This is a genomic window from Caulobacter sp. GW821-FHT10E02 (genome assembly GCF_059415225.1).
Map to the genome: position 1 here is coordinate 753,686 of NZ_JBWKMV010000001.1, position 21,827 is coordinate 775,512.

Consider the following 21,827-nt stretch of genomic DNA (forward strand, 5'->3'; position numbering starts at 1 on the left):
CAGCAAGGCTGTTGCGCGGGTGACCGGTTTCCTCCTCAGAGGTGACAACGTTTTACCCGCGGCCCTTGGTTATCGTGACTGAGGGAGGACCGGCTTTTCATGCGACTCAATTCAGAAGATCGCGCGGTTCTGGATCACATCGCGCGCGATGGCGGCCTGATCGTCGACCGCGCTGTGGACTGGTGCGCCATCAACTCCGGCAGCCGGCACTTGGCCGGGCTGGAGCGCCAGAGGCAAATTCTGCTCGACGCGGCCGCGGTGCTGCCCGCCGCGCCGATCGAGACGCCGCTGGCGCCCTCGCGCGAGATCAGCGCCGACGGCCGCGAGACCGAGTTTCCCCATCCGCCGTCCTTGGCCGTGATCGTGCGGCCGCAGGCGCCGGTTCAGGTCGTGCTGACCGGCCACTACGACACCGTCTATCCCGAGACGAGCCCGTTCCAGGTTGTCCGCACGCGTCCCGACGGCGCGCTGCACGGTCCCGGCATCGCCGACATGAAGGGCGGCATCTCGGTGATGCTGGCGGCGCTGGAAGCCTTCGAGCGCCATCCCGACGCCGCCAATGTCGGCTACCGCGTGCTGCTGTCGCCGGACGAGGAGATCGGCTCGATCGCTTCGGGACCCGTGCTGGCCGAGTTCGCGCGGCGGGGCCATGTCGGGCTGACCTACGAGCCGGCCCTGGCCGACGGGGCTCTGGCCTCGGCGCGCAAGGGTTCGGGCAATTTCCACATCGTCATCCACGGACGCGCGGCCCATGCCGGCCGCGACTTCGCCGCCGGCCGCAACGCCATCATCGGCGCGGCGCGCGTGGCCGAGAAGCTGCACGGCCTGAACGGCCAGCGCGACGGCGTAACGGTCAATGTCGCTCGCATCGACGGCGGCGCGCCGCTGAACATGGTGCCGGACGTGGCGGTGGTCCGCTTCAATGTCCGCTTCCCGGAAGCGCAGGCCGCCGCCTGGTTCGAGGCGCAGGTCGCCCGCATCGTCGGGGAGATCGGCGATGACCTGCACGCCCACCTGCACGGCCTGATCACCCGCGGCGCCAAGCCTTTCAACGCCGCCCAGCAGCAGCTGTTCGGGGCGGTGAAGGACGTCGGCGCGCTGCTGGGCCAGGACATCGCCTGGAAGCCGTCCGGCGGGGTCTGCGAGGGCAACAACCTGTTCGCCTCGGGCCTGCCGAATGTCGACACCCTGGGCGTGCGCGGCGGCGACATCCACAGCGAGGCCGAACACGCCTTTCCGGAAAGCTTCGTCGAGCGCGCCCAGCTCTCGGCCCTGATCCTGATGAAATTGGCCAGCGGCGAGATCGACGCCAGAGCGATCCGCGCGGCCATGGGGGAACACTGAATGCTTGTCGTCCGTCCCGCCGGCTCCGCCGACTTCGACGCCCTGATGGAGCTGGCCGTGCTGTCCGGGCGCGGCTTCACCAGCCTGCCCGAGGACGAGCCGACCCTGCGCGCCCGCCTAGCCCTGTCCGAAGCCAGCTTCCAGTCCGGCGTCGCGCCGCCCGAGGCCTGGTACACCTTGATGCTGGAGGACCTGGAGGCCAGCGACGTGATCGGCGTCGCCGGGGTCAAGGCGGGCGTGGGGCTCAAGCGCCCGCACTTCTCGTTCCGGGTAGTCACCCTGGCCCAGTCGTCGCCGACCCTGGAGAAGCGCTTCGACCACCGGGCCCTGGTGCTGGTCAACGAATGCGCCGGCTGGTCGGAGGTCGGCTCGCTGTTCCTGCGACCCGAACGGCGCAAGGGCGGGGCGGGGCGCCTGCTGGCCCAGTCGCGCTACATGCTGATCGGCCTGGAACCCCAGCGCTTCGCCGAGATGGTGCTGGCCGAGCTGCGCGGCTGGTTCGACGAGGACGGCGGCTGTCCGTTCTGGGATCACGTGGCCAGCAAGTTCTTCCGCCTGGAGTTCGACGAGGCCGACATGATGAGCGCCTCGACCGATGGCCAGTTCATCCTCGACCTGGCGCCGCGCCATCCGATCTATGCCGAGCTTCTGCCCAACGAGGCCAGCGCGGTGTTGGGTCGGGTCCACCGCGAAGGCGAGGCGGCGCGGGCCATGCTGGAGACCGAGGGCTTCCGCTACCAGGGCCTGATCGACATCTTCGACGCTGGCCCGACGGTCGCCGCGCGCCGCGACGACATCAAGACGGTGCGCGAGGCGCGGGCCCTGCGCGTGAAGATCGGCGAGGACGCCTTTGGCGAGGAGGCCCTGGTCTCCACCGGCGCCTTGGCGCGCTTTCGGGCCGTGCGGGCGCCGGTGCTGGTCGATGGCGACAGCGCGATCCTTGGGCGAGACGCGGCTCAGGCCCTGGGCGTGGGCGAAGGCGACATGGTGCGGGTGAAGGCATGAGCGGCGTGTTCATTGACGGAAAGTGGCGTTCAGGACGCGGCCCGGAGCTGGTCTCGACCGATCCGGCAACCGGTGAGGCGGTGTGGAGCGAGACCACGGCTAACGACGCCGATGTCGCCGAGGCGGTCGAGGCCGCTCGTCGCGCCTTCCCGGCCTGGGCCGATCGACCACGCGAAGAGCGGATCGCGGTCCTGCGCCGCTACAAGGAGATCCTGGTCGAGCGCACCGCTGCCTACGCGGAGGCCCTGAGCCGCGAGACCGGCAAGGCGCTTTGGGAGACCAAGGCCGAGCTGGGTTCGATGGCCGGCAAGGTCGACCTGTCGATCAAGGCCTATGATGAGCGCACCGGGATCACCGAGAACGCCATGCCGTTCGGTCGCGCCGTGCTGCGCCATCGGGCCCATGGCGTCATGGCGGTGCTGGGGCCGTTCAACTTCCCGGGCCATCTGCCCAACGGCCACATCGTGCCCGCTCTGCTGGCGGGCGACACCGTGGTCTTCAAGCCGTCGGAAGAGACGCCGTTGGCCGGCCAGCTGATGGTCGAGGCGCTGGAGGCGTCGGGCGTGCCATCGGGCGTGGTCAACCTCGTCCAGGGCGGGCGAGAGACCGGCCAGGCGCTGATCAATCAGGAGATCGACGGCCTGTTGTTCACCGGCTCGGCCGCGGCCGGGACCTTCTTCCGCCGCCACTTCGCCGACCGGCCGGACGTGATCCTGGCTCTGGAGCTGGGCGGCAACAATCCGCTGGTCGTCTGGGACGCCGACGACGCTGAGGCCGTGGCGGCTCTGGTCGTGCAGTCGGCCTTCATCACCACAGGGCAGCGCTGCTCGTGCGCGCGGCGGCTGATCGTGCCGGACGACGCCTTCGGGCGGAAGGTGATCGAAGCAACCGCCGCTTTGGCGGAACGCCTGTCGATCGGTCCCTGGAACGGCGAGGGCGAGGCCTTCATGGGTCCGTTGATCTCGGCCCGCGCCGCCAACGCCGCGCGCGCGATCGCCGACACCATGGGCGGGGATCACATCCGGTCGCTGGGTTCGGTCGAAGGGCTCAGCGAAGCCTTCGTGACGCCCGGCATCGTCGACGTCACCGGCGTCGATACGCCTGACGAGGAGCTGTTCGCGCCGTGGCTGCAGGTGCGTCGCGTGGCCAGCTACGACGACGCGCTGAAGGCCGCCAACGCCACGCGTTACGGCCTGTCGGCGGGGCTTATCTCCAACGAGTCAAAGCGTTGGGATCAGTTCCTGAACCGCATCCGCGCGGGCGTGGTGAACTGGAACCGGCCGACGACGGGCGCGGCGGGCTCGATGCCGTTCGGCGGGCTCGGGGCTTCTGGCAACCACCGGCCCAGCGCCTACTACGCCGCCGACTACTGCGCCTATCCGGTCGCCAGCTTCGAGGCGCCGGCGGTCACCGACACCCTGAAGGACATCAAGGGGCTGCGGGGATGACCGGCGCGGTCGAGGCTAATTGCGACGGCCTGGTCGGGCCGACCCACAGCTACGTCGGCCTCTCGCCCGGCAACCTGGCCAGCCAGAAGAACGCCGGCGAGGTCTCCAACCCGCGCGGCGCGGCGCTGGAGGGGCTGTCGAAGATGCGGCGGCTCTCGGACCTGGGTATCCCGCAGTTCGTGCTGCCGCCGCATGAGCGGCCGGCTGTCGATCTGCTGAAGGCGCTCGGCTTCTCCGGTTCGGAAGAGGCGGTGATCGCGCAGGCCTGGAAGGACGCGCCGGCCCTGGCCGCCGCCGCCTGCTCGGCCTCGCCGATGTGGGCTGCCAACGCCGCCACCGTGACGTCCAGCGCCGACACCGCCGATGGCCGAGTCCACTTCACGCCGGCCAACCTGTTGACCAACCCGCATCGCAGCCTGGAAGGTCCGCAGACCACCCGCGCCTTGCGCCGTCTGTTCCCGGACGAGCGCCGCTTCGCCGTCCACGATCCGTTGCCGGCCCAGCCGCATTTCGCCGACGAGGGCGCGGCCAACCATGTCCGGCTCTGCGCCGAGCACGGCGCGCCGGGCGTCAACATGTTCGTCTGGGGTCGTGAGGCCTGGGAGCGCTGGGACGGCAAGTTCCCGGCTCGCCAGACTCGCGAGGCCTTCGAGGCCATCCAGCGTCGCCACGGCGCGGCGCGGGCGGTGTTCCCGCAACAGGGCCGGGCGGCGATCGAGGGCGGGGCGTTCCACAACGATGTGGTATGCGTCGGCACGCGCGAGTGCCTGTTTTTCCACGAACGCGCCTTCGAGGACCGCGCGGCCATGGAGCGCCAGGTTCGCGCCGCCGCCGAGGGCCTGTTCGAACCGGCCTTCGTCGAGGTCTCGGAAGCCGACCTGCCGCTGGCCGACCTGGTGGCCAGCTACCTGTTCAATTCGCAGCTGTTGATCGTGCCCGGCGAGGACCGCTTGGTGCTGCTGGCCCCGGCCGAGACACGCGACAACCCGCGCGCCTTCGCGGTGGCCGAGAGCTTGGCGTCGTCCAACGGCCCGATCGGCCGGGTCGAGTATGTCGACGTCCGCCAGAGCATGCGCAACGGCGGTGGGCCAGCTTGCCTCCGCCTGCGGGTGGTGCTGACCGACGCCGAGCTGGAGGCGACCAACCCCGCCCAGCGCTTCACGCCCAGCCTGAACACCACGCTCGCCGACTGGGTCACGCGCCGCTATCGCGACCGTCTGGCCCCAGCCGATCTGGCCGATCCGTTGCTGTTGACCGAGAGCCGCGAGGCGCTGGACGAGCTGACCCAGATCCTCGACCTTGGCGGTGACTTCTACCCGTTCCAGAGGGCCGCTTGAGCTTCACGATCCGTCCCGCCACGCCAGCCGACCGCGACGGGATCGTGGTCGTCCACAAGGCCGCCGCCGGCGTGATGCCCGGCGCCCTGGCCCGCTCGCCCGAGGAGATCACACCGGACTATGGCGACTATGCGCTGGCCGCCGATATCTGTCTGATCGCGGTCGAGCCCGACGGGACCGTGGTCGGCGAGATCCACGCCAAGCGCGAGACCATCGCCCTGTTCGCCCACGTGCTGGGCGGCCTGACCGTGGCGGTGCATCCGCAGCGGCAAGGGCAGGGGATCGGCTCCAAGCTGTTCGAGGCCTTGTTCGCCTGGGCGCGCGTTCAGCAGCCAGCGATCCTGCGTATCGAGCTGGCGGCGGGTGGCGGCAATCCTGGCGCGGTGCGGCTCTACGAACGCCTCGGCTTCCAGCACGAAGGTCGGCAAGTCGCACGCGGCCGACTGCCCGATGGCCGCTTCGAGGACGACATCCTGATGGGGATGCTGCTCTAGCCCTTGAGCGCGGCCAGGGCCTCGGGGAAGCGCCGCGACAGCGGGACCTCAAGCGCGCCCAGTTCGACGGCGTAGTCGCCAGAGCCCTCGGGCTTGAGGCCCGTCACCCTTGCGCTGTTGATCAGCCAGGACTTGTGGCAACGGACGAAACCGTGTGCGGAGAGGTCGTCCTGCACAGCGCTCAGCGACGAGCGCATCAGCGGCTGACGGTCGTCAGCAAGGACGAACTCGACATAGTTGCCGGCCGACCGCACGGCCAGGATCTCGGCGACTGGAATGCGGATCAGCCGGGCCCCATCCTGGATGTCGAAGAGGGCCGGCTGGGCCGGCGCGGCCGCCTGAAGCGGCTCTTGGCCAGCGCGGTTCAGCGCCAGCCAGTAGATCGCCAGGGCCAGGCCATAGGCCAGGATGTCCTTACGGAACTCGTACGGGAACTCCGTCGATAGTGGTCCGAACTGGTAGCGCTCATGCAGCAGCAGGGCGTGGCCCAGATGGCGCAGGACCAGGAACCCGGCGACGTGCAGCACGGAATAGGTCAGCACCGCCGCGAGATGGGCAGGGGCGGCGACCCACCAGCGCGGGCGCTTTCGGATCGTCCAGAACGCCATGGCGGCCGGGATCAGGAAGATCACGACGGTCACCAGGGCGCTGCTGACTTCCCAGATGATCGGTCGGATCGGACCCAGGCGCGGCGCATCGTGCTGGATGGTCAGGATGTTGACGGTGCAGATGGCGCCGATCAGGGCGAGGCCCAGCAGCCAGGCGCGAGTGAGCCACAGGCGCTCTTCGCCGGTCATCCCGAAAAGCCCGCCGCTTGTCCCTGGTCGTTTTCCGGTCGTCCCAGCCAGCGACCGCTGATCCCCGGACGCTTGGCCGGCGAGGGTGGCGTGAGTCAGGTCCTTGGCATCGCTTTTCAAGCCGGACGCCTTCATGACCACGACAGTCTTACCCCTTGATCGGCGCTACGACCTCGACTGGATTCGGGTCGGCGCATTCTTCCTGCTGATCCTCTACCACACCGGCATGTTCTACGTGCCCTGGGAATGGCACGTGAAGTCGCCGCATATCGTCGAGGGCCTGATGCCCTTCATGCTGCTGACCAATCCCTGGCGGCTGACCTTGCTGTTCCTGGTCTCGGGCGCGGCGACACGGTTCATGGCCGACAAGACGCCGGTCGGGAAGCTGACCGGGGCGCGGATCGCGCGGCTGTTGCCGCCGCTGCTGTTCGCCATGTTCGTGATCGTGCCGCCGCAGTCCTACTACCAGGTCGTCGAGTACATCGCCCTGCACCCGAACAGCGGCCTGTCGGTCGACAACTTCTGGGTCCGCTACGCCACCGCCCAGGGCCACTGGTGCGGGCCGGACGGCAAGTGCCTGACCACCCCGACCTGGAACCACATGTGGTTCGTGGCCTATCTGCTGTTCTACACCCTGGTGCTGGCGGTAATGCTGCTGGTCTGGAAGAAGGCCGGCGAGCATATTCAGAAGGCGGTCGAGTGGACGCTGAAGGGCGTGGGCCTGTTCGCCTGGCCGATCCTGTTCCTGGGCATGCTGCGCGCCACGCTCTATGCCAAGTACGGCGAGACTCACGCCCTGGCTGGCGACCACTATGTCCACGCCGTCTCGTTCAGCGCCTTCCTGCTGGGCTTTGGCCTCGCAAAGTCAGAGGTGTTGCGTGACCGCCTGACCGCCGTGCGCTGGCCGGCGCTGATCATCGCCATCACCGCCTGGGCGGGCTGGAGCGCCTATGTCTGGACCTATCGCGCCGACAACGCCGTGCCGCCACCGCAACTGAAGCTGCTGATGCGCTTTGTTTTCGCCACCGACACCTGGTGCGCCATCGTCGCCATCCTGGGCTTCGGGGCCAAGCACCTGAGCACCAAGGGCGGCCCGGCGCTGCGCTACCTGACGCTGGGCGTCTTCCCATTCTACCTGGTGCACCAGACCCTGATCGTGGTCATGGCCTATCACCTGGCCAAGCTGGGCCTGCCACAGGGCCTGGAGGGCGCGATCCTGGTCGTGGCGACGTTTGCCGGCTGCTTCGCGACCTACGAGATCGTGCGGCGCATCCCGGGCGTGCGGATCCTGTTCGGCCTGAAAGGTCAGCCGGCCGTGGCCGAGGCCAAGCGCCCGCCGGCCTTCGCATAGGCCTGGGAGCCGCGCGTGATGACGGTGTCGCCAGGAACGATCTCGGCGACACCGATCTCGCTGGCGCCGGCCAGGCGCTCGTAGATCGCGCCGAAGTCCCGCAGCGTCACTTCCTGCAGGGTCTGGATCGAGTCGATCACGAAATAGACCTGCTGGAAGTCGTCGATCCGGTAGTTCGTCCGCATCACCCGCTCCAGCTCGAAGCCGATGCGGTTGGGCGAGGGATCGTCCAAGGCGAAGATCGACTCCGTCCGCGACGAGACGATGCCGGCCCCGTAGATGCGCAGGCCGGCGGGCGTGTTCATCAGGCCGAACTCCACCGTGTACCAGTAGAGACGGGCGAGGTTCTGCAGACGGCCCAAGCCCAAGGCCCGCTGGCCGCCCTGGCCATAGGCCTGCATGTAGTCGGCGAAGGTCGGGTCGGTCAGCATCGGCACGTGGCCGAAGACATCGTGGAAGATGTCCGGCTCCTGCAGGTAGTCCAACTCGTGCGGCTTGCGGATGAACTGGCCGGCCGGGAAGCGGCGATTGGCCAGGTGGTCGAAGAACACGTCGTCGGGCACCAGGCCCGGCACGGCGACCACGCTCCAGCCGGTCAGGCGCTGAAGCTCCTCGTTGATGCGGTGGAAGTCGGGGATGCCCGTGCGGTGCAGGTCCAGCGCGTCGAGACCGCGCATGAACTCGTCGCAGGCGCGGCCGTGCAGCATGTCGGCCTGGCGCTCATACAGGGTGATCCAGACGTCGTGCTCGGCCTGGGAGTAGTTCTCCCAGCCCTGGTCGATCGTCCAATCCGGGCGCGCGCCCGGAGGCGGTCCGTTGCTAAAACCATCTCCGCTCATGGGACGACGCTACGCCCCGGATTTGGCAAATGCTGTTCGGAGTTTGCGTCAAAAACGCCGTTCGGCGGAGAAGCGTGCCGCCAAAAGCGCGATAGCCGAAAGTGGATGCCGGTTTCGGCGGCTATCGCGCGCCAGGGATCAGTGCGAGATCCGGGGACGAAGCTTGTAGAGCCCGTGGTCGAACGACTCGAAGATCACCGCGGTCTGCGGGTGACCGACCGGCTCGCCGCTGTCGTCGGGCAGCAGGTTCTGCTCGGACACATAGGCGACGTAGCTGTTGTCCTCGTTCTCGGCCAGCAGGTGGTAGAACGGCTGGTCCTTGGTCGGCCGGATATCTTCCGGAATGGACTGCCACCACTCTTCCGTATTGGCGAACACGGGGTCGACGTCGAACACCACGCCCCGGAACGGGAAGATGCGGTGCCTGACGACCTGCCCGATCGCGAATTTGGCGAGTCTCGAATTCATGGCGTTAAGAATAGCCAGCCTACCTGACTGAATCCTGAACGTAGAGGTCAGAACCCGGATGACAAGCGGGCGCCTTCCGGGAGGCGAGCGCCGTGCTATGGTCGACTCGAAGTGAGGCTTCGCAATACGCGCGAAGACCTGCGAGACAGGTAGAGACCATGTCGGAGGCGCCGCGTGCGCCCGGCGCGCCGCAAGGCCGACGCCGGAGGTCTCAGGAAGAATCCGTCGCTTGCTATGCGGCGCTCGACCTGGGGACCAACAATTGCCGCCTCCTGGTGGCCACGCCCACGCCGCGCGGATTCCGCGTCGTCGAGGCCTATTCCCGCATCGTGCGCCTGGGCGAGGGCCTGTCACAGACCGGTCAGCTGTCCGACGCGGCCATGGAGCGCTCGCTGGCGGCGCTGAAGGTTTGCGCCGAGAAAATCCGCCGCCGCAAGGCGATCCGCGTGAAGGCGGTAGCCACCCAGGCCTGCCGGGGTGCGACCAATGGTCCCGACTTCGTCAAGCGCGTGCAGGAGGAGACCGGCCTCAAGCTGCAGATCATCAGTCCGCGCGAAGAGGCCCAGCTGTCGGTCGCCGGCTGCATGAGCCTGTTCGATCGCGAGCAGGACGCGGCCCTGGTGGTCGATGTCGGCGGCGGCTCGACCGAGCTGTCTTGGGTCGATCTGAAGGGCGGGGGGCTCGACGCCAAGCCGCGCCAGTTCGCCGCCTGGAAGCTGCCGATCAAGGCTTGGTTGTCGATCCCGGTCGGCGTCGTCACCCTGGCCGAGCGTTTCCCCGAGGGCGAGCGTGCCGATGAGGGCTGGTTCCGGGCCATGGTCGATGACGTGAAGGCGCGGATCGAGGCCTTCCCGCACGCCGAGCCGATGCGCGAGATCTTCGCCGAGGGCAGGGCGCATCTGATCGGCACCTCCGGCGCCATCACCAGCCTGGCCGGCCTGCACCTGGGCCTGCCGCGCTACGACCGCAACATCGTCGATGGCCTCTGGATGGACCGCAGCGACTGCGATGCGGCGTCCGAGCGCTTGCAAGGCCTGACCGCGGCCGAACGCGCTCTGGAGCCCTGCATCGGCGCCGATCGGGCCGATCTGGTCCTGGCCGGCGCGGCCATTCTCCAGGCCGTCCAGGAGCTGTGGCCATGTTCTCGCGTGCGTGTCGCCGACCGAGGCCTTAGAGAGGGCCTCCTGATGTCCCTGATGTCCGAGCAGCAGAAGCGCCCGCGTCGGCGTCGTCGCGGCGGATCGTCCAAGAAGCCGGTAGCCGCATGAGCGATGAAGAGCCCCCCCGCAAGCGTATGGTCAAACCGCCGGCTGGCGGCAACGAAGGCGGCCGCGCCAAGCCGGCGCGCCTGAAGACCGCCTATGGCCGCACGCCCAGCCAGCAAGCCTGGTTGGAGCGCCAGATCAACGACCCGTTCTCGGCCAAGGCTCGCGCTCTCGGCTATCGCAGCCGCGCGGCCTTCAAGATCAGCGAGATCGACGACAAGTTCCGCTTCTTCCACAAGAACGCGAAGGTCATCGACCTGGGCTGCGCGCCGGGCGGCTGGCTGCAGATCGCCGTCGAGCGCGGCGTGACCCAGCTGGCCGGCATCGACCTGCTGCCGGTCGATCCGGTGGCGCCGGCCCATCTGCTGGAGATGGACTTCACCGCCGACGACGCTCCGGCCAAGCTTCTTGAGCTGCTGGACGGCCAGCCGGATGTCGTGCTGTCGGACATGGCCCCCAACACCGTCGGTCACCGCGAGACCGACCACCTACGCATCGTCGGCCTGATCGAGATCGCCGCCGAGTTCGCCATCGACGTGCTCAAGCCCGGCGGCGCCTTCGTCGCCAAGGCCTTCCAGGGCGGCGAGACGGCCGAGGTCATCGCCCGGCTGAAGCGCCACTTCGACAAGGTCCAGCACTACAAGCCCAAGGCCAGTCGCGCCGACAGCTCCGAGGTGTTCCTGGTCGCGACGGGGTTCAAGGGGCGTTAGCGTGTACGTCCTGGTTGCGGCGGGTGCCGAGATCGTCTTTAGGTAATTGATATGCAAGGGAAATTTACATTTCCGTCCCTTGCGGATCGGTTGGAACAGGCGTGAGCCTTGAGGTGCGCATCTCGCGCGTCACCAAGAGGCTTACCCATGTTGAAGTCCCTGAGCATCGCCGCCGCCTTTGCCGTCGCCCTGTCCGGCGCGAGCGTCGCCTCCGCCGCCCCCTGCAAGGACGCCAAGGGTAAGTTCACCAAGTGCCCGCCGGCCGCCGCCGCGCCCGCCAAGCCGACCAAGTGCAAGGACGCCAAGGGCAAGTTCGCCAAGTGCGACACGCCGGGCGCCAAGCCGGTCTAGGGACTGAGAGGCGGCGTCCTGGACGCCGCCATACTTCCCTCGGAAAGATTCATCTCCATTTGGGCGTCCAGGCGGGTCGACAACCGCCGACCTCGCGGCTACATACGCGCCGCAAAATGGAGACTCCGATGGAGATTCGCGAAGGGCTCACCTTCGACGACGTTTTGCTCGAACCCGGCCCGTCCGACGTCATGCCTACCCAGGTGACGACCGAGACCCGGTTCACGCGTGAAATCAGTCTGAACATTCCGCTCGTGTCCGCCGCCATGGACACGGTGACCGAAAGCCGCCTCGCCATCGCCATGGCGCAGGCCGGCGGCCTGGGCATCCTGCACCGCAACCTCACCAACGAGGAGCAGGCCGACCAGGTGCGCGAGGTCAAGCGCTACGAAAGCGGCATGGTCATCAATCCGCTGACCATCAACCCCGACACCACCCTGGCCGAGATCCGCGAGATCACGGCCCGTCGCAAGATCTCGGGCTTCCCGGTGGTCGAGCGCGGCACGGGCAAGCTGGTCGGCATCGTCACCAACCGCGACATGCGCTTCGAGGGCGACGCCAACGTCCCGGCCTCGGCGATCATGACCCGCGAGAACCTGATCACCGTCGCCGAAGGCGTCGATCAGGCCGAAGCCCGCGAGCTGTTGCGCAAGCACAAGATCGAACGCCTGATCGTCGTCGACGAGGCCTATCGCGCCGTCGGCCTGATCACGGTGAAGGACATCGAGAAGGCCCAGGCTCACCCCCTGGCCGCCAAGGACGACAAGGGCCGCCTGCTGGTCGGCGCGGCCTCGACCGTCGGCGACGCCGGTTTCGAGCGCTCAATGGGCCTGGTGGACGCCGGCGTCGACGTCGTCGTCATCGACACCGCCCACGGCCACTCCAGCCAGGTGGCGCAAGCGGTCTCGCGCCTGAAGCGCGAAGCCAACCGCGTCCAGATCGTGGCCGGCAACATCGCCACCTATGACGCCGCTCGCGCTCTGATCGACGCCGGCGCCGACGCGGTGAAGGTGGGCATCGGCCCGGGCTCGATCTGCACCACCCGCATCGTCGCGGGCGTGGGCGTGCCGCAGCTGACCGCGATCATGGAAGCCGTGCGCGCCGGTCGTGAAAGCAACACCCCGATCATCGCCGACGGCGGTATCAAGTACTCGGGCGACCTGGCCAAGGCCATCGCGGCCGGGGCCTCGACCGCCATGATGGGCTCGATGTTCGCCGGCACCGAAGAGGCGCCGGGCGAGGTGTTCCTGTACCAAGGCCGCTCGTACAAGAGCTATCGCGGCATGGGCTCGGTGGGCGCCATGGCCCGCGGCTCGGCCGACCGCTACTTCCAGAAGGAAGTGACGGACAACTTCAAGCTCGTGCCGGAAGGCATCGAGGGCCAGACCCCGTTCAAGGGCCCGATCTCGCCGGTGCTGCACCAGCTGGTCGGCGGCCTGCGCGCGGCCATGGGCTATGTCGGCGCGCCGACCATCGACGAGCTGCAGAAGCGCGCCAGGTTCGTGCGCATCACGGGCGCTGGCCTGCGTGAAAGCCACGTCCACGACGTGATGATCACGCGCGAAGCTCCCAACTATCCGAGCGCGGTCTAGCCGATGCGGATGGCCTTCGAGCTGCAGATGCTGGCGGCGGCGATCCTGATCGGGATCGTCCACCTGCTGTGGGCGGCCGCGGCCGCCCAGCCCCAGCGCGGCTTGAAGTGGAATGCGGGCCCCCGCGACGAGCCGGTCGTGCTGACCGGCGTCGCGGGGCGCCTGGAACGCGCCTTCGCCAACTTCCGCGAGACCTTCCCGTTCTTCGCGACGCTGGTGCTGGTCGACTATCTGGGCGGTCGCCTGGGCGAGCTTACCTCGCTGGGCGCGCTGATCTATGTGGCGGCCCGCGCCGTCTACATCCCGCTCTATGCCTTTGGCGTGCCCTATGTGCGCAGCTTGACCTGGGTCGCCTCGATGGTCGGGATCTTGATGTTGCTCGCGGCCCTGGTGGTCTGATGCGCGACGGCGGACGGGTTTCAGCAGCGATCGAGGTCCTGACCGAGATCGAGGCGCGGCATTTTCCGGTGAAGATGGCGCTGAAGCGTTGGGGCGAGACCGCGCGCTACGCCGGCTCCAAGGATCGCGCCTTCGTCTCGGGCCTCGTCCTCGACGCCCTGCGCCGCAAGCGGTCGCTGGGCTGGATGATGGGCGATACGAGCGCGCGCGGCGTCGTGCTGGGCGTGCTGGCCTTCACCTGGACCTGGACGCCTGAGCGTATCGCCGAAGCCGCCGCCGAAGAGCACGGTTTCGGCGCTTTGACCGACGCGGAGCGCGAGCGTCTGGCCAGCCCGGTCTCGCTGGACGCCGCGCCGGCCCCGGTGGCCGGCGACTATCCCGATTGGCTGGAGCCTCGCCTGATCAGGGCTTTCGGCGCCGACCAAGCCATCGAGATGCAGGCGTTGTCCGAACGCGCCCCGGTCGATCTGCGCATCAACACCCTGAAGACCGACGCCGAGCGCGGCGCCAAGGCGGTCGCGCTGATCGGCGCGGCTCCCGCCGGCGTCCTGCCCACCGCCTTCCGTATTCCCGCGCCCGAGGCCGCCGACCGCACGCCGTCGGTCGAGGCCGTGCCGGCCTTCTCCAAGGGCTGGTTCGAGGTCCAGGACCTGGGCTCGCAGATCGCCGCCGCCGTGGCCGGCGAGATCAAGGGCAAGCAGGTGCTGGACTTCTGCGCCGGCGGCGGCGGCAAGACGCTCGCCCTGGCCGCCGCCATGGGCAACACCGGCCAGATCTTCGCCCATGACAGCGACGCCCGCCGCCTGGCCGACACCATTCGTCGCGGCCAGAGGGCAGGGGTCCGCAACCTGCAAATCCGCTCGCCGATCGAGGCCACGCCGCTGAAGGGCCTGGAAGGCAAGATCGACGTCGTCTTCGTCGACGCCCCCTGCACGGGCGCAGGCACCTGGCGCCGTCACCCTGATGCGAAATGGCGGCTGTCGCCGGACCAGCTGGCCAAGCGCCAGATCGAGCAGGACTCGGTCCTGGAAGACGCCTCGACCTTCGTGAAGGCCGGCGGCCGCATGGTCTATGTCACCTGCTCGCTGCTGGTCGACGAGAACGAGGACCGCGTCGCCGGCTTCCTCGAGCGTCACCCTGAATTCACCGTCAAGCCGATCGCCCTGGACGGCGTCACGCACGTGACCCCCGAAGGCTATCTGCGCCTGACCCCGCATCGCGCCGGAACGGACGGCTTCTTCGCCGCCGTGCTGGAGCGATCCTCCTACACGCCCTGATGTGACCGCTAGACCGCTGGAGCTTTGCCGATGACCACTGAAACCGAACACCAGCGCGTCCTGATCGTCGACTTCGGCAGCCAGGTGACCCAGTTGATCGCCCGCCGGGTGCGCGAGGCCGGCGTCTATTGCGAGATCCATCCGTTCGACAAGGCCGAAGAGCTGGTCGACACCTACAAGCCGTCGGCCATCATCCTGTCGGGCGGCCCGGCCAGCGTGCTGGAGGACGACAGCCCCCGCATCGGCCGCAAGCTGTTCGACCTGGGCCTGCCGATGCTGGCCATCTGTTACGGCCAGCAGCTGCTGTGCGACGTGCTGGGCGGCAAGGTCGAGGGCGGCCACGCTGGCGAGTTCGGCCGCGCCGAGCTGACCATCGGCAAGACCAGCCCGCTGTTCGAAGGCCTGGCCGGCGTCGGCGAGCTGGAAACCGTCTGGATGAGCCACGGCGACCGCGTCACTGCGATCCCGGAAGGCTTCGAAGTCGTCGCCACCTCGACCGGCGCGCCGTTCGCGGCCATCGCCAATGACGCCAAGAAGATCTACGCCGTCCAGTTCCACCCCGAGGTGGTCCACACCGTCAACGGCAGCAAGATCTACAAGAACTTCCTGGCCCTGGCCGGCCTGAAGGGCGACTGGACCATGGCGGCCTTCCGTCAGGAGATGGTCCAGAAGATCCGCGACCAGGTCGGGACCGGCAAGGTGATCTGCGGCCTGTCGGGCGGCGTCGACAGCTCGGTGGCCGCCGTCCTGATCCACGAGGCGATCGGCGACCAGCTGACCTGCGTGTTCGTCGACACCGGCCTGCTGCGCAAGAACGAAGCCGACCAGGTCGTCACCCTGTTCCGCGACCACTACAACATCCCGTTGGTCCATGTGGACGCCGGCGACATGTTCCTGGGCGAGCTGGCCGGCGTCAGCGACCCTGAGACCAAGCGCAAGACCATCGGCCGCCTGTTCATCGAGGTCTTCGACAAGGAAGCCGCCAAGATCGACGGCGCGCAGTTCTTGGCCCAGGGCACGCTCTATCCGGACGTCGTCGAGAGCGTCTCGGCCCGCGGCGGTCCCTCGGCGGTGATCAAGAGCCACCACAATGTCGGCGGCCTGCCGGACTACATGAAGCTGAAGCTGGTCGAGCCGCTGCGCGAGCTCTTCAAGGACGAGGTTCGCGCCCTGGGCGTCGAACTGGGCCTGGCCCCGGCCTTCGTCGGCCGCCACCCGTTCCCCGGCCCGGGCCTGGCCATCCGCATCCCGGGCGAGATCACGCCCGAGAAGGTCAAGGTCCTGCAGGACGCCGACGCCATCTACCTGGAAGAGATCCGCAACGCCGGCCTCTACGACCAGATCTGGCAGGCCTTCGCCGTGCTGCTGCCGGTCAAGACCGTCGGCGTCATGGGCGACGCCCGCACCTACGAGAACGTCCTGGCCCTGCGCGCGGTCACCTCGACCGACGGCATGACCGCAGACTTCTTCGAGTTCCCCTGGCCGATCCTGGGCAAGACCGCCACGCGCATCATCAACGAGGTGCGGGGCGTCAACCGGGTGGTCTACGACGTGACGTCGAAGCCGCCGGGCACGATCGAGTGGGAGTGAGTTTGGTCCCTCCAGAGGGGCGCGTGAGAAGTGAATCGACGCTAGGCGGTTGAGACAACGCGCCTCGTGTTCGAGGCCGGCGGCGGATCAGGTCCGTATCGGAGAGACTGTCATCCACGAAGGCGGCCCGGCCCTCTCCAACAAGGCCGGCGACGGGGAAGCTCGTCGAAGCGGCTTTAGCGGTCGACTCAAAAGATTGAGCATGATACACGTAAGGGTAGAATTTCCCTATGGTACGCTTTCAGTGATGCGTATGCGGGAGCCCATGAATTGGGCGCAGTTTGCGATCGGCATGGCGTAGCGACCGCCCACGGTCGAAATCGAGCCAAGGCAGCGAAAGTTCCAGCGTTTTGAGAGAGCGGGCGAGGGGCAGGATGCACGCGGTCGCGATACGAATGTTTGGTGATTTCAGAGTCAGCGTAGACGAGACGCCAGTCCATTTCGCGACTCGAAAATCCAAGTCGCTGCTGGCCTATCTGACCGCCAAGCGGGGAAGGTCGATCCTGCGTGGCCTCTTGGCCGGGGAGCTTTGGCCGCACGCCGCGGAGGATCGCGCCCAACGGGCGCTGAATACCGAACTCTGGCGGCTCAAGACCGCGTTGCGCAACGCCGGCGCCGCGCCCGACGATCTGGTTCACGCCGATCACAGTTCGATCGCTCTGGTCGGCGAGGCGTGGATCGACATCGATGTCTTCCTATCCGCGATCGGCCTCCTGGAAGCTGAAAGCGCCGCCACCGTGGAGATCGACAGTGTGCGCGCCATGGCCGAGGCGGTCGATCTGTACGAGGGCGACTTTCTCGAAGGCCTGAACGATGACTGGTGCTTCATTCATCGCGAGGCGTGGCGAGCGCGCCTGATTTCAGCGTTGGAGCGGCTGGTGCAGGTGCATATGGCGCAACAGCGCTGGGACCATGCTCTGGCGTTCGGCCGCCGCCTCCTGGAAATGGATCCCCTGCTGGAGCATATCCATCGCGCGCTGATGCAATGCCATCTGGTGCTGGGCAATCGACCGGCCGCGCTGCGGCAGTACGCGGACTGCGTCTCTGTTCTGCGCCGCGACCTGGGGGTGGAGCCGATGGAAGAGACGCGTCGCGCCCACGAGGCTATCCGAGCCGCCTCGATCTCCGGACTAACCGCCCAGATCCGTCCGGTGCGTTCAGTCGCCCCGAGCGCGGTGGTGTCTCCCGGCGATCGGGTCGATCTGGCTCTGTCCCATCTGCGCGCCGCGCAGGGCTGGCTCGAGGATATCGGCCCTCTCTAGAGCTGCCGGCCGTCCTGAATTTTCCCGTCTCATCGCGAGGGGGCCGCTTGGCGGTCCCCTTTTTCGCGTCCGGCGCATGAATTCGCGATTTGTAAGCGGCTTGTGATCGGCTTGCGACTCCCTGGTGTTCGCGCCGTCGCAAGGTCCCCGCTCGACCCGTGAAGGGTGAGCAGCGTGGCGCGCCATGAACCGGAAGCTTGGATGTCGAAAATGGAGGCGGTCGGAGCCGGGGGACTGGGTCCCCGTCGCACGGGTCACCGCTTTGTTCTGGTCGTCTACGGGGCGGACGGGGTGGGAGGCCAGCGCTGGCCTGGCTACGTCATCCATCTCTCGGGCGCGCCCGAGGGCAGCGAGGACGATCCGGTTCGCGTCGGCTTCGAGGACCTCGATCAGCTGCCCGACATCATTCGCGGCGGCCTGGCCCGGCGGGTGTTCGACACACCGTCCTAGCCCGGCGGCCGCTTCCCGACCTGTCCAGCCATCCCTGCTGCGCCCCGCTCCGCTCCGTCACGAGAGGTAGTCACCATGCCCGCTCAGATCCGCCCGACCCGCCTTGAGGTGAGCGATCGTTTCCCAATGCTCGGCTTCAGCATTCGCACCGACGAGAGCCCCCCCAGCCGGGCGGAGGTCGCGATCGGGGCGGATCCGAGCCTGTTCGGCCCCGAGGGGAGGGCGGGGCGGACGTCCGCCAACTTCTACTCCACCCGCGGCGCGGGCCCGGTGAACTTGGCGCGGGGCGAGGCGGTGTTCGTGGTGCCGCCCGAGGTGCTGTCGCGCTTCGTGGGACAGGAGAAGCTGTATTTCGGCCTGGCCATCGCCGAGGAAGGCGACGGCGTCCCGAAGGTGGCGGTCATGCCCGGCGCGGCCAGCCCCTATATTTCACTCAAAGGCCTGACGGGGCGCAGCCTGCAGCGCGTGCGCGTGCTGCCCAGCCGCCAGCAGAGAGCGGCCGGCTATGGCGGCGAGCGATCGAGCCTGGACTGGGCGGGCGATGTCGCCACGCCGGGCATGGAGCCGACGCGGGCGAACGACCGCGCGGGCCCCGCGCCCGCGCCGGGCGCGAGCCCCGGTCCGGCCCTGGCGCCCGCCCCCTATGACGACGGTTTTGGTCCCATGCCGCCCCGGGCCGTCGAGCCGGCGCCAAGCTTCGCGCCAGCGGGGTCTTCCGCGCCGAGCCCGGCGCCGGAAGCCAGCCGCCCGCCGCCGCCCGCAAGTTCGTCCCCCGGCAACCTTCCGATCGCGCCGGCGCAGGGGCTGGACGCCGGCGCGCCGACCATTGGGGCCGACCGCCACCCGGTGACGGCGCCGTCCGTCCGACGGCTGGAAACCTGGCAGCGGACGCTGATCGAGGCTGGGATCACCGCCTTGACCGGCCCCCTGGGTGCGACCCTGCCGATGCTGGCGCTAGCCGCTCGGGCCGGCGGCGTTTCGATCGGCTTTGGACCGGCCATCGGCGGAGGTCTTGGCGCGGGCGCGACATTGGGCGCGGGCCTGGTGTTCGGGCCCGATGGCGGCCTGGGTGTCTACGGCGCCGCCGAGGTCGACATCGGCTTCATCACCGGCATCAGCGCCACGATGCAAGTCACCGTCGTGCGCGGCGGCATCGAGAGCTTCAACGGCTGGGGCCTGGCCGCCACCATCAGCGGCGGCGAGGTCGTGGTCGGGGGCGCGTCGGCGCTGTTCGATCTGTCGGGCAACTTCCAGGGCGTCAGCCTTGGCCTGGGAGTCGGCGCCAGCTTCTCGCCGGTCGACTTCTACATCGCCATCCAGCGGCAGGTCGCCACTCAGCTGGGTATGGCCGCGGCCCTGGGCCAAATCCCCACGACCCAGGCGCCCAGCGCGGGACGGGCTCCGGTCACGGCCATGACCATCGACGCCGACGACGTTCAGAGCGCCCAACGCTACGCGCCCGCCTGGCGAGACCTGTTCAACTGGACCGCGCCGGCCAGCATCGCCAGCGCCATGACCGCGCGCGGCATGAGCGTCCAACACATCCGGGACGCGGCCGGCTCCTTGAGCCTGGACCGCTACGAGGTGCGGATCTCCAGCTTGCCCAGCGGCCATACGGCGGCGACGCTGTTTGACTATTTCCGCAAGAATATCAATCAATTCGTCGATACGCGAAATAGCGAGTTCATTCCCTACGACGCCTCGGACGCCACGTTGTGGGCTTCTGACGCACCGCTGGGCGCGGTGATGAAGATCGACATCGTCGGCCCGGACAACGCCGCGGTGGTCACCAGCCTGTCGGAGCCGACGCGCTGGCGGTTCACGACCGTGACCACGCCGTGGAGCGGCGAACATCCGGTCACCGGCCACCGCGAGTTCGGCTACCGGCTCGAAGGCGATACGGCGGTGTTCTACACCCGGGGCGCGGACCGGGCGACCGACGGCATGGCTGAGTTCGCGGTGTTCGGCGGCGCGGACCATCTGTGGAAGAGCTTCCAGACCAAGCTCGTCGCCTGGGTGGGCGCCAATGGCGGCGCGGCCAGCGCGCCGACCCGGTTCAGCGAGCGTTTCCATCCCCAGGTCGTGCAGATTCTGTATGGCGCGGGCCAGTCGCTGGGACTCTCGGCCGGGACGCTGTCCGACGAGAGCTTCACGATCAACTGGGACGAGCTGCAACTGGTGGCTCAACCCACCAATCTCAGTTGCTGGGCGGCGGCGGCGGCCATGGTGGTCGGCTGGAAGGATCAGGTCAGCCTGACTCCGGAAACGCTCGCCGCGATCGGCGGTCGCAGCACCAAGACGGGCCTCAATCCCGCCGAGGTCGAGGCCTTCGCCGGCGAAATCGGCCTGACCTTCGAACAGCCGCAATCCTATACGGTCGAGGGCTTCCGACGGCTGATCGCCGACCATGGCCCACTCTGGGTGGGCGCGGCGGTGCCGACACTGCACGCCATCGTCGTCACCGGCCTCTATAGCGACGGCGCCGACACCTATGTGCGGATTTCCGATCCATGGGACCGGACGGTGGGCTCTCCCGGCGCGCCCGGCGGCTACCTGAGCACCCACAGCACCGGCAGCCGCTATATCCTCAAGTGGCAGGATTTCGTCGCCGAGTACGAGCGGGCGGCCACCAATTTTTCCCAGGTCAATCTGCAGATCCTGCACGCCGGGTCGAGCGCCGGACGCACGGCCAATACCGGGGCGACGACCCCGGTCGGCTACGCCCAGGGGCTATCCCGCCCCCGCACCGCCGGAGCTCTGGCGGGCGACGACTTCACCCTCAATTGGGACGAGGTCGAACTGATCGCTCAGCCGACCCAGGTCAGCTGCTGGGCCGCGGCCGGGGCCATGGTGGTCGGCTGGCGTGATCGCGTCAGCCTGTCGCCGCAGTCCGTCTCCCAGATCTGCGGGCGCACGACCGCGACGGGTCTCGATCCAACCCAGGTGCAGGCTTTCGCCAACGAGATGGGCCTGACCTTCGAAAATCCCGCCTGCTACACGGTGGACGGCTTCCGGCGCCTGATCGCCAACAATGGCCCCTTGTGGGTCGCCGCCGACGTACCGGGACTGCATGCGATCGTCGTCACGGGCCTCTACGCCCAGGGCGGCGACACCTATGTGCGGATTTCCGATCCCTGGGACCGCGTGGTCGGCACGCCAGGATCGCCCGGCGGCTACTTGAAGTCCCACAGCGTCGGCAGCCGATACATCCTGAAGTGGGAGGATTTCGTCGCCGAGTACGAGCGGACATCCACCAACTTCTCCCAGGTCAGTCTGCAGATCCTGCACTCCGGATCGGCCGCGGGACGTACGGCCAATACCGGTCCGACCACGCCTCAGGGCTATGCCCAGGCGGCGGAGCCTTCGACCACCGGCTCGTCGGCGCGGCGTGAAACCGGGGCGCGCCAGGGCATAGACTGGAGTCTGGCCCAGTACGACGCGATGAAACAGCCCGCCTCGATGCTGGCGCGTGGGGCGCCGATCAACGGCCCGACCATTGATCTGGCCGAATGGCCCTATCTCACCGAAGCCGGCGGCCAGACCAGCCGCGCCAGCGTGACCATCGACTGGAAACATGACTCCGGCGCGGTGGGCGCGGTCCGTATCGCCATGGCTGGCGGCGGCGCCGAGGGCGGTCGCACCGTCCGGGTCGACGCCGAGGTCGCCGACGGACCCGACACGCCCACGGTCGCCGCCCTGCTTGTCACCGTTCGCTACACCTTCTGCCGGGCCGGAGAGCTGGACGCCGTTGCGGTGGTCAGGGTCACGCTGCACGGCGACGGCCGGCACGAGCGCAGTGGCGAATGGCTGGCGGCGACAACAAGGCTGGCGGCCTAGGGCGGCGGGAA

General features: G+C 68.4%; 19 protein-coding genes. 16 read left to right on the forward strand and 3 right to left on the reverse strand.

Going from position 1 to position 21,827, the window contains the following annotated elements; translation table 11 throughout:
• Positions 1-99 precede the first annotated feature (99 nt).
• The 5 genes from AC07NI_RS03595 to AC07NI_RS03615 are packed head-to-tail and all read left to right on the forward strand — an operon-like array spanning position 100 to position 5,628.
• Complete coding sequence (locus tag AC07NI_RS03595) at positions 100-1,344, forward strand: hydrolase (RefSeq protein WP_494616302.1); 1,245 nt, start codon at positions 100-102, stop codon at positions 1,342-1,344.
• Positions 1,345-2,349 carry an arginine N-succinyltransferase gene (locus AC07NI_RS03600; RefSeq protein ID WP_494616303.1) on the forward strand — a complete coding sequence of 335 codons (1,005 nt, stop codon included), beginning with the start codon at positions 1,345-1,347 and terminating at the stop codon, positions 2,347-2,349. It begins immediately after the preceding gene.
• Positions 2,346-3,797, forward strand: a complete 1,452-nt coding sequence (astD, locus tag AC07NI_RS03605) for a succinylglutamate-semialdehyde dehydrogenase (protein WP_494616304.1) — start codon at positions 2,346-2,348, stop codon at positions 3,795-3,797. The genes AC07NI_RS03600 and astD overlap by 4 nt, the downstream gene beginning before the upstream one ends.
• A complete protein-coding gene (astB, locus tag AC07NI_RS03610; RefSeq protein ID WP_494616305.1) occupies positions 3,794-5,134 on the forward strand; it encodes an N-succinylarginine dihydrolase in 1,341 nt (446 codons plus the stop codon). The genes astD and astB overlap by 4 nt, the downstream gene beginning before the upstream one ends.
• The gene (locus AC07NI_RS03615) at positions 5,131-5,628 is read left to right on the forward strand and encodes a GNAT family N-acetyltransferase (RefSeq protein ID WP_494616306.1); all 498 of its coding nucleotides are present in this window, start codon (positions 5,131-5,133) and stop codon (positions 5,626-5,628) included. The genes astB and AC07NI_RS03615 overlap by 4 nt, the downstream gene beginning before the upstream one ends.
• Here the strand turns inward: AC07NI_RS03615 and AC07NI_RS03620 are convergent.
• Positions 5,625-6,425, reverse strand: a complete 801-nt coding sequence (locus tag AC07NI_RS03620; protein ID WP_494616307.1) for a LytTR family DNA-binding domain-containing protein — start codon at positions 6,423-6,425, stop codon at positions 5,625-5,627. The two genes, AC07NI_RS03615 and AC07NI_RS03620, sit on opposite strands and share 4 nt — an antisense overlap.
• A gap of 133 nt (positions 6,426-6,558) precedes the next feature.
• Here AC07NI_RS03620 and AC07NI_RS03625 point away from each other — a divergent pair, with 133 nt between their 5' ends.
• A complete protein-coding gene (locus AC07NI_RS03625) occupies positions 6,559-7,776 on the forward strand; it encodes an acyltransferase family protein (RefSeq protein WP_494616308.1) in 1,218 nt (405 codons plus the stop codon).
• Here AC07NI_RS03625 and phhA read toward each other — a convergent pair.
• A complete protein-coding gene (gene phhA, locus AC07NI_RS03630) occupies positions 7,731-8,615 on the reverse strand; it encodes a phenylalanine 4-monooxygenase (protein ID WP_494616309.1) in 885 nt (294 codons plus the stop codon). The two genes, AC07NI_RS03625 and phhA, sit on opposite strands and share 46 nt — an antisense overlap.
• Before the next feature lie 138 nt (positions 8,616-8,753).
• Entirely contained in the window at positions 8,754-9,083 is a 330-nt protein-coding gene (gene hspQ, locus AC07NI_RS03635) for a heat shock protein HspQ (RefSeq protein WP_125157501.1), read from the reverse strand.
• A gap of 158 nt (positions 9,084-9,241) precedes the next feature.
• On the opposite strand from hspQ, the gene AC07NI_RS03640 reads away from it, so the two are divergent.
• From AC07NI_RS03640 to AC07NI_RS03685, 10 genes are all read left to right on the forward strand, one after another.
• Complete coding sequence (locus tag AC07NI_RS03640; protein WP_494616310.1) at positions 9,242-10,351, forward strand: Ppx/GppA phosphatase family protein; 1,110 nt, start codon at positions 9,242-9,244, stop codon at positions 10,349-10,351.
• The gene (locus tag AC07NI_RS03645) at positions 10,348-11,058 is read left to right on the forward strand and encodes an RlmE family RNA methyltransferase (RefSeq protein ID WP_494616311.1); all 711 of its coding nucleotides are present in this window, start codon (positions 10,348-10,350) and stop codon (positions 11,056-11,058) included. Before AC07NI_RS03640 ends, AC07NI_RS03645 begins: the two co-directional genes overlap by 4 nt.
• Before the next feature lie 147 nt (positions 11,059-11,205).
• Entirely contained in the window at positions 11,206-11,409 is a 204-nt protein-coding gene (locus tag AC07NI_RS03650; RefSeq protein ID WP_494616312.1) for a hypothetical protein, read from the forward strand.
• 128 nt (positions 11,410-11,537) lie between these two features.
• The gene (gene guaB / locus AC07NI_RS03655; RefSeq protein ID WP_494616313.1) at positions 11,538-13,001 is read left to right on the forward strand and encodes an IMP dehydrogenase; all 1,464 of its coding nucleotides are present in this window, start codon (positions 11,538-11,540) and stop codon (positions 12,999-13,001) included.
• A 3-nt stretch (positions 13,002-13,004) separates the two neighbouring features.
• Entirely contained in the window at positions 13,005-13,400 is a 396-nt protein-coding gene (locus AC07NI_RS03660) for an MAPEG family protein (protein WP_494616314.1), read from the forward strand.
• A complete protein-coding gene (locus AC07NI_RS03665) occupies positions 13,400-14,677 on the forward strand; it encodes an RsmB/NOP family class I SAM-dependent RNA methyltransferase (protein ID WP_494616315.1) in 1,278 nt (425 codons plus the stop codon). The genes AC07NI_RS03660 and AC07NI_RS03665 overlap by 1 nt, the downstream gene beginning before the upstream one ends.
• A 30-nt stretch (positions 14,678-14,707) precedes the next feature.
• Positions 14,708-16,267, forward strand: a complete 1,560-nt coding sequence (guaA, locus tag AC07NI_RS03670) for a glutamine-hydrolyzing GMP synthase (RefSeq protein ID WP_494616316.1) — start codon at positions 14,708-14,710, stop codon at positions 16,265-16,267.
• A gap of 374 nt (positions 16,268-16,641) precedes the next feature.
• A complete protein-coding gene (locus AC07NI_RS03675) occupies positions 16,642-17,529 on the forward strand; it encodes an AfsR/SARP family transcriptional regulator (protein ID WP_494616317.1) in 888 nt (295 codons plus the stop codon).
• Between the two features lie 210 nt (positions 17,530-17,739).
• The gene (locus tag AC07NI_RS03680) at positions 17,740-17,979 is read left to right on the forward strand and encodes a hypothetical protein (protein WP_494616318.1); all 240 of its coding nucleotides are present in this window, start codon (positions 17,740-17,742) and stop codon (positions 17,977-17,979) included.
• A 75-nt stretch (positions 17,980-18,054) separates the two neighbouring features.
• The gene (locus tag AC07NI_RS03685) at positions 18,055-21,816 is read left to right on the forward strand and encodes a papain-like cysteine protease family protein (protein WP_494616319.1); all 3,762 of its coding nucleotides are present in this window, start codon (positions 18,055-18,057) and stop codon (positions 21,814-21,816) included.
• Positions 21,817-21,827 lie beyond the last annotated feature (11 nt).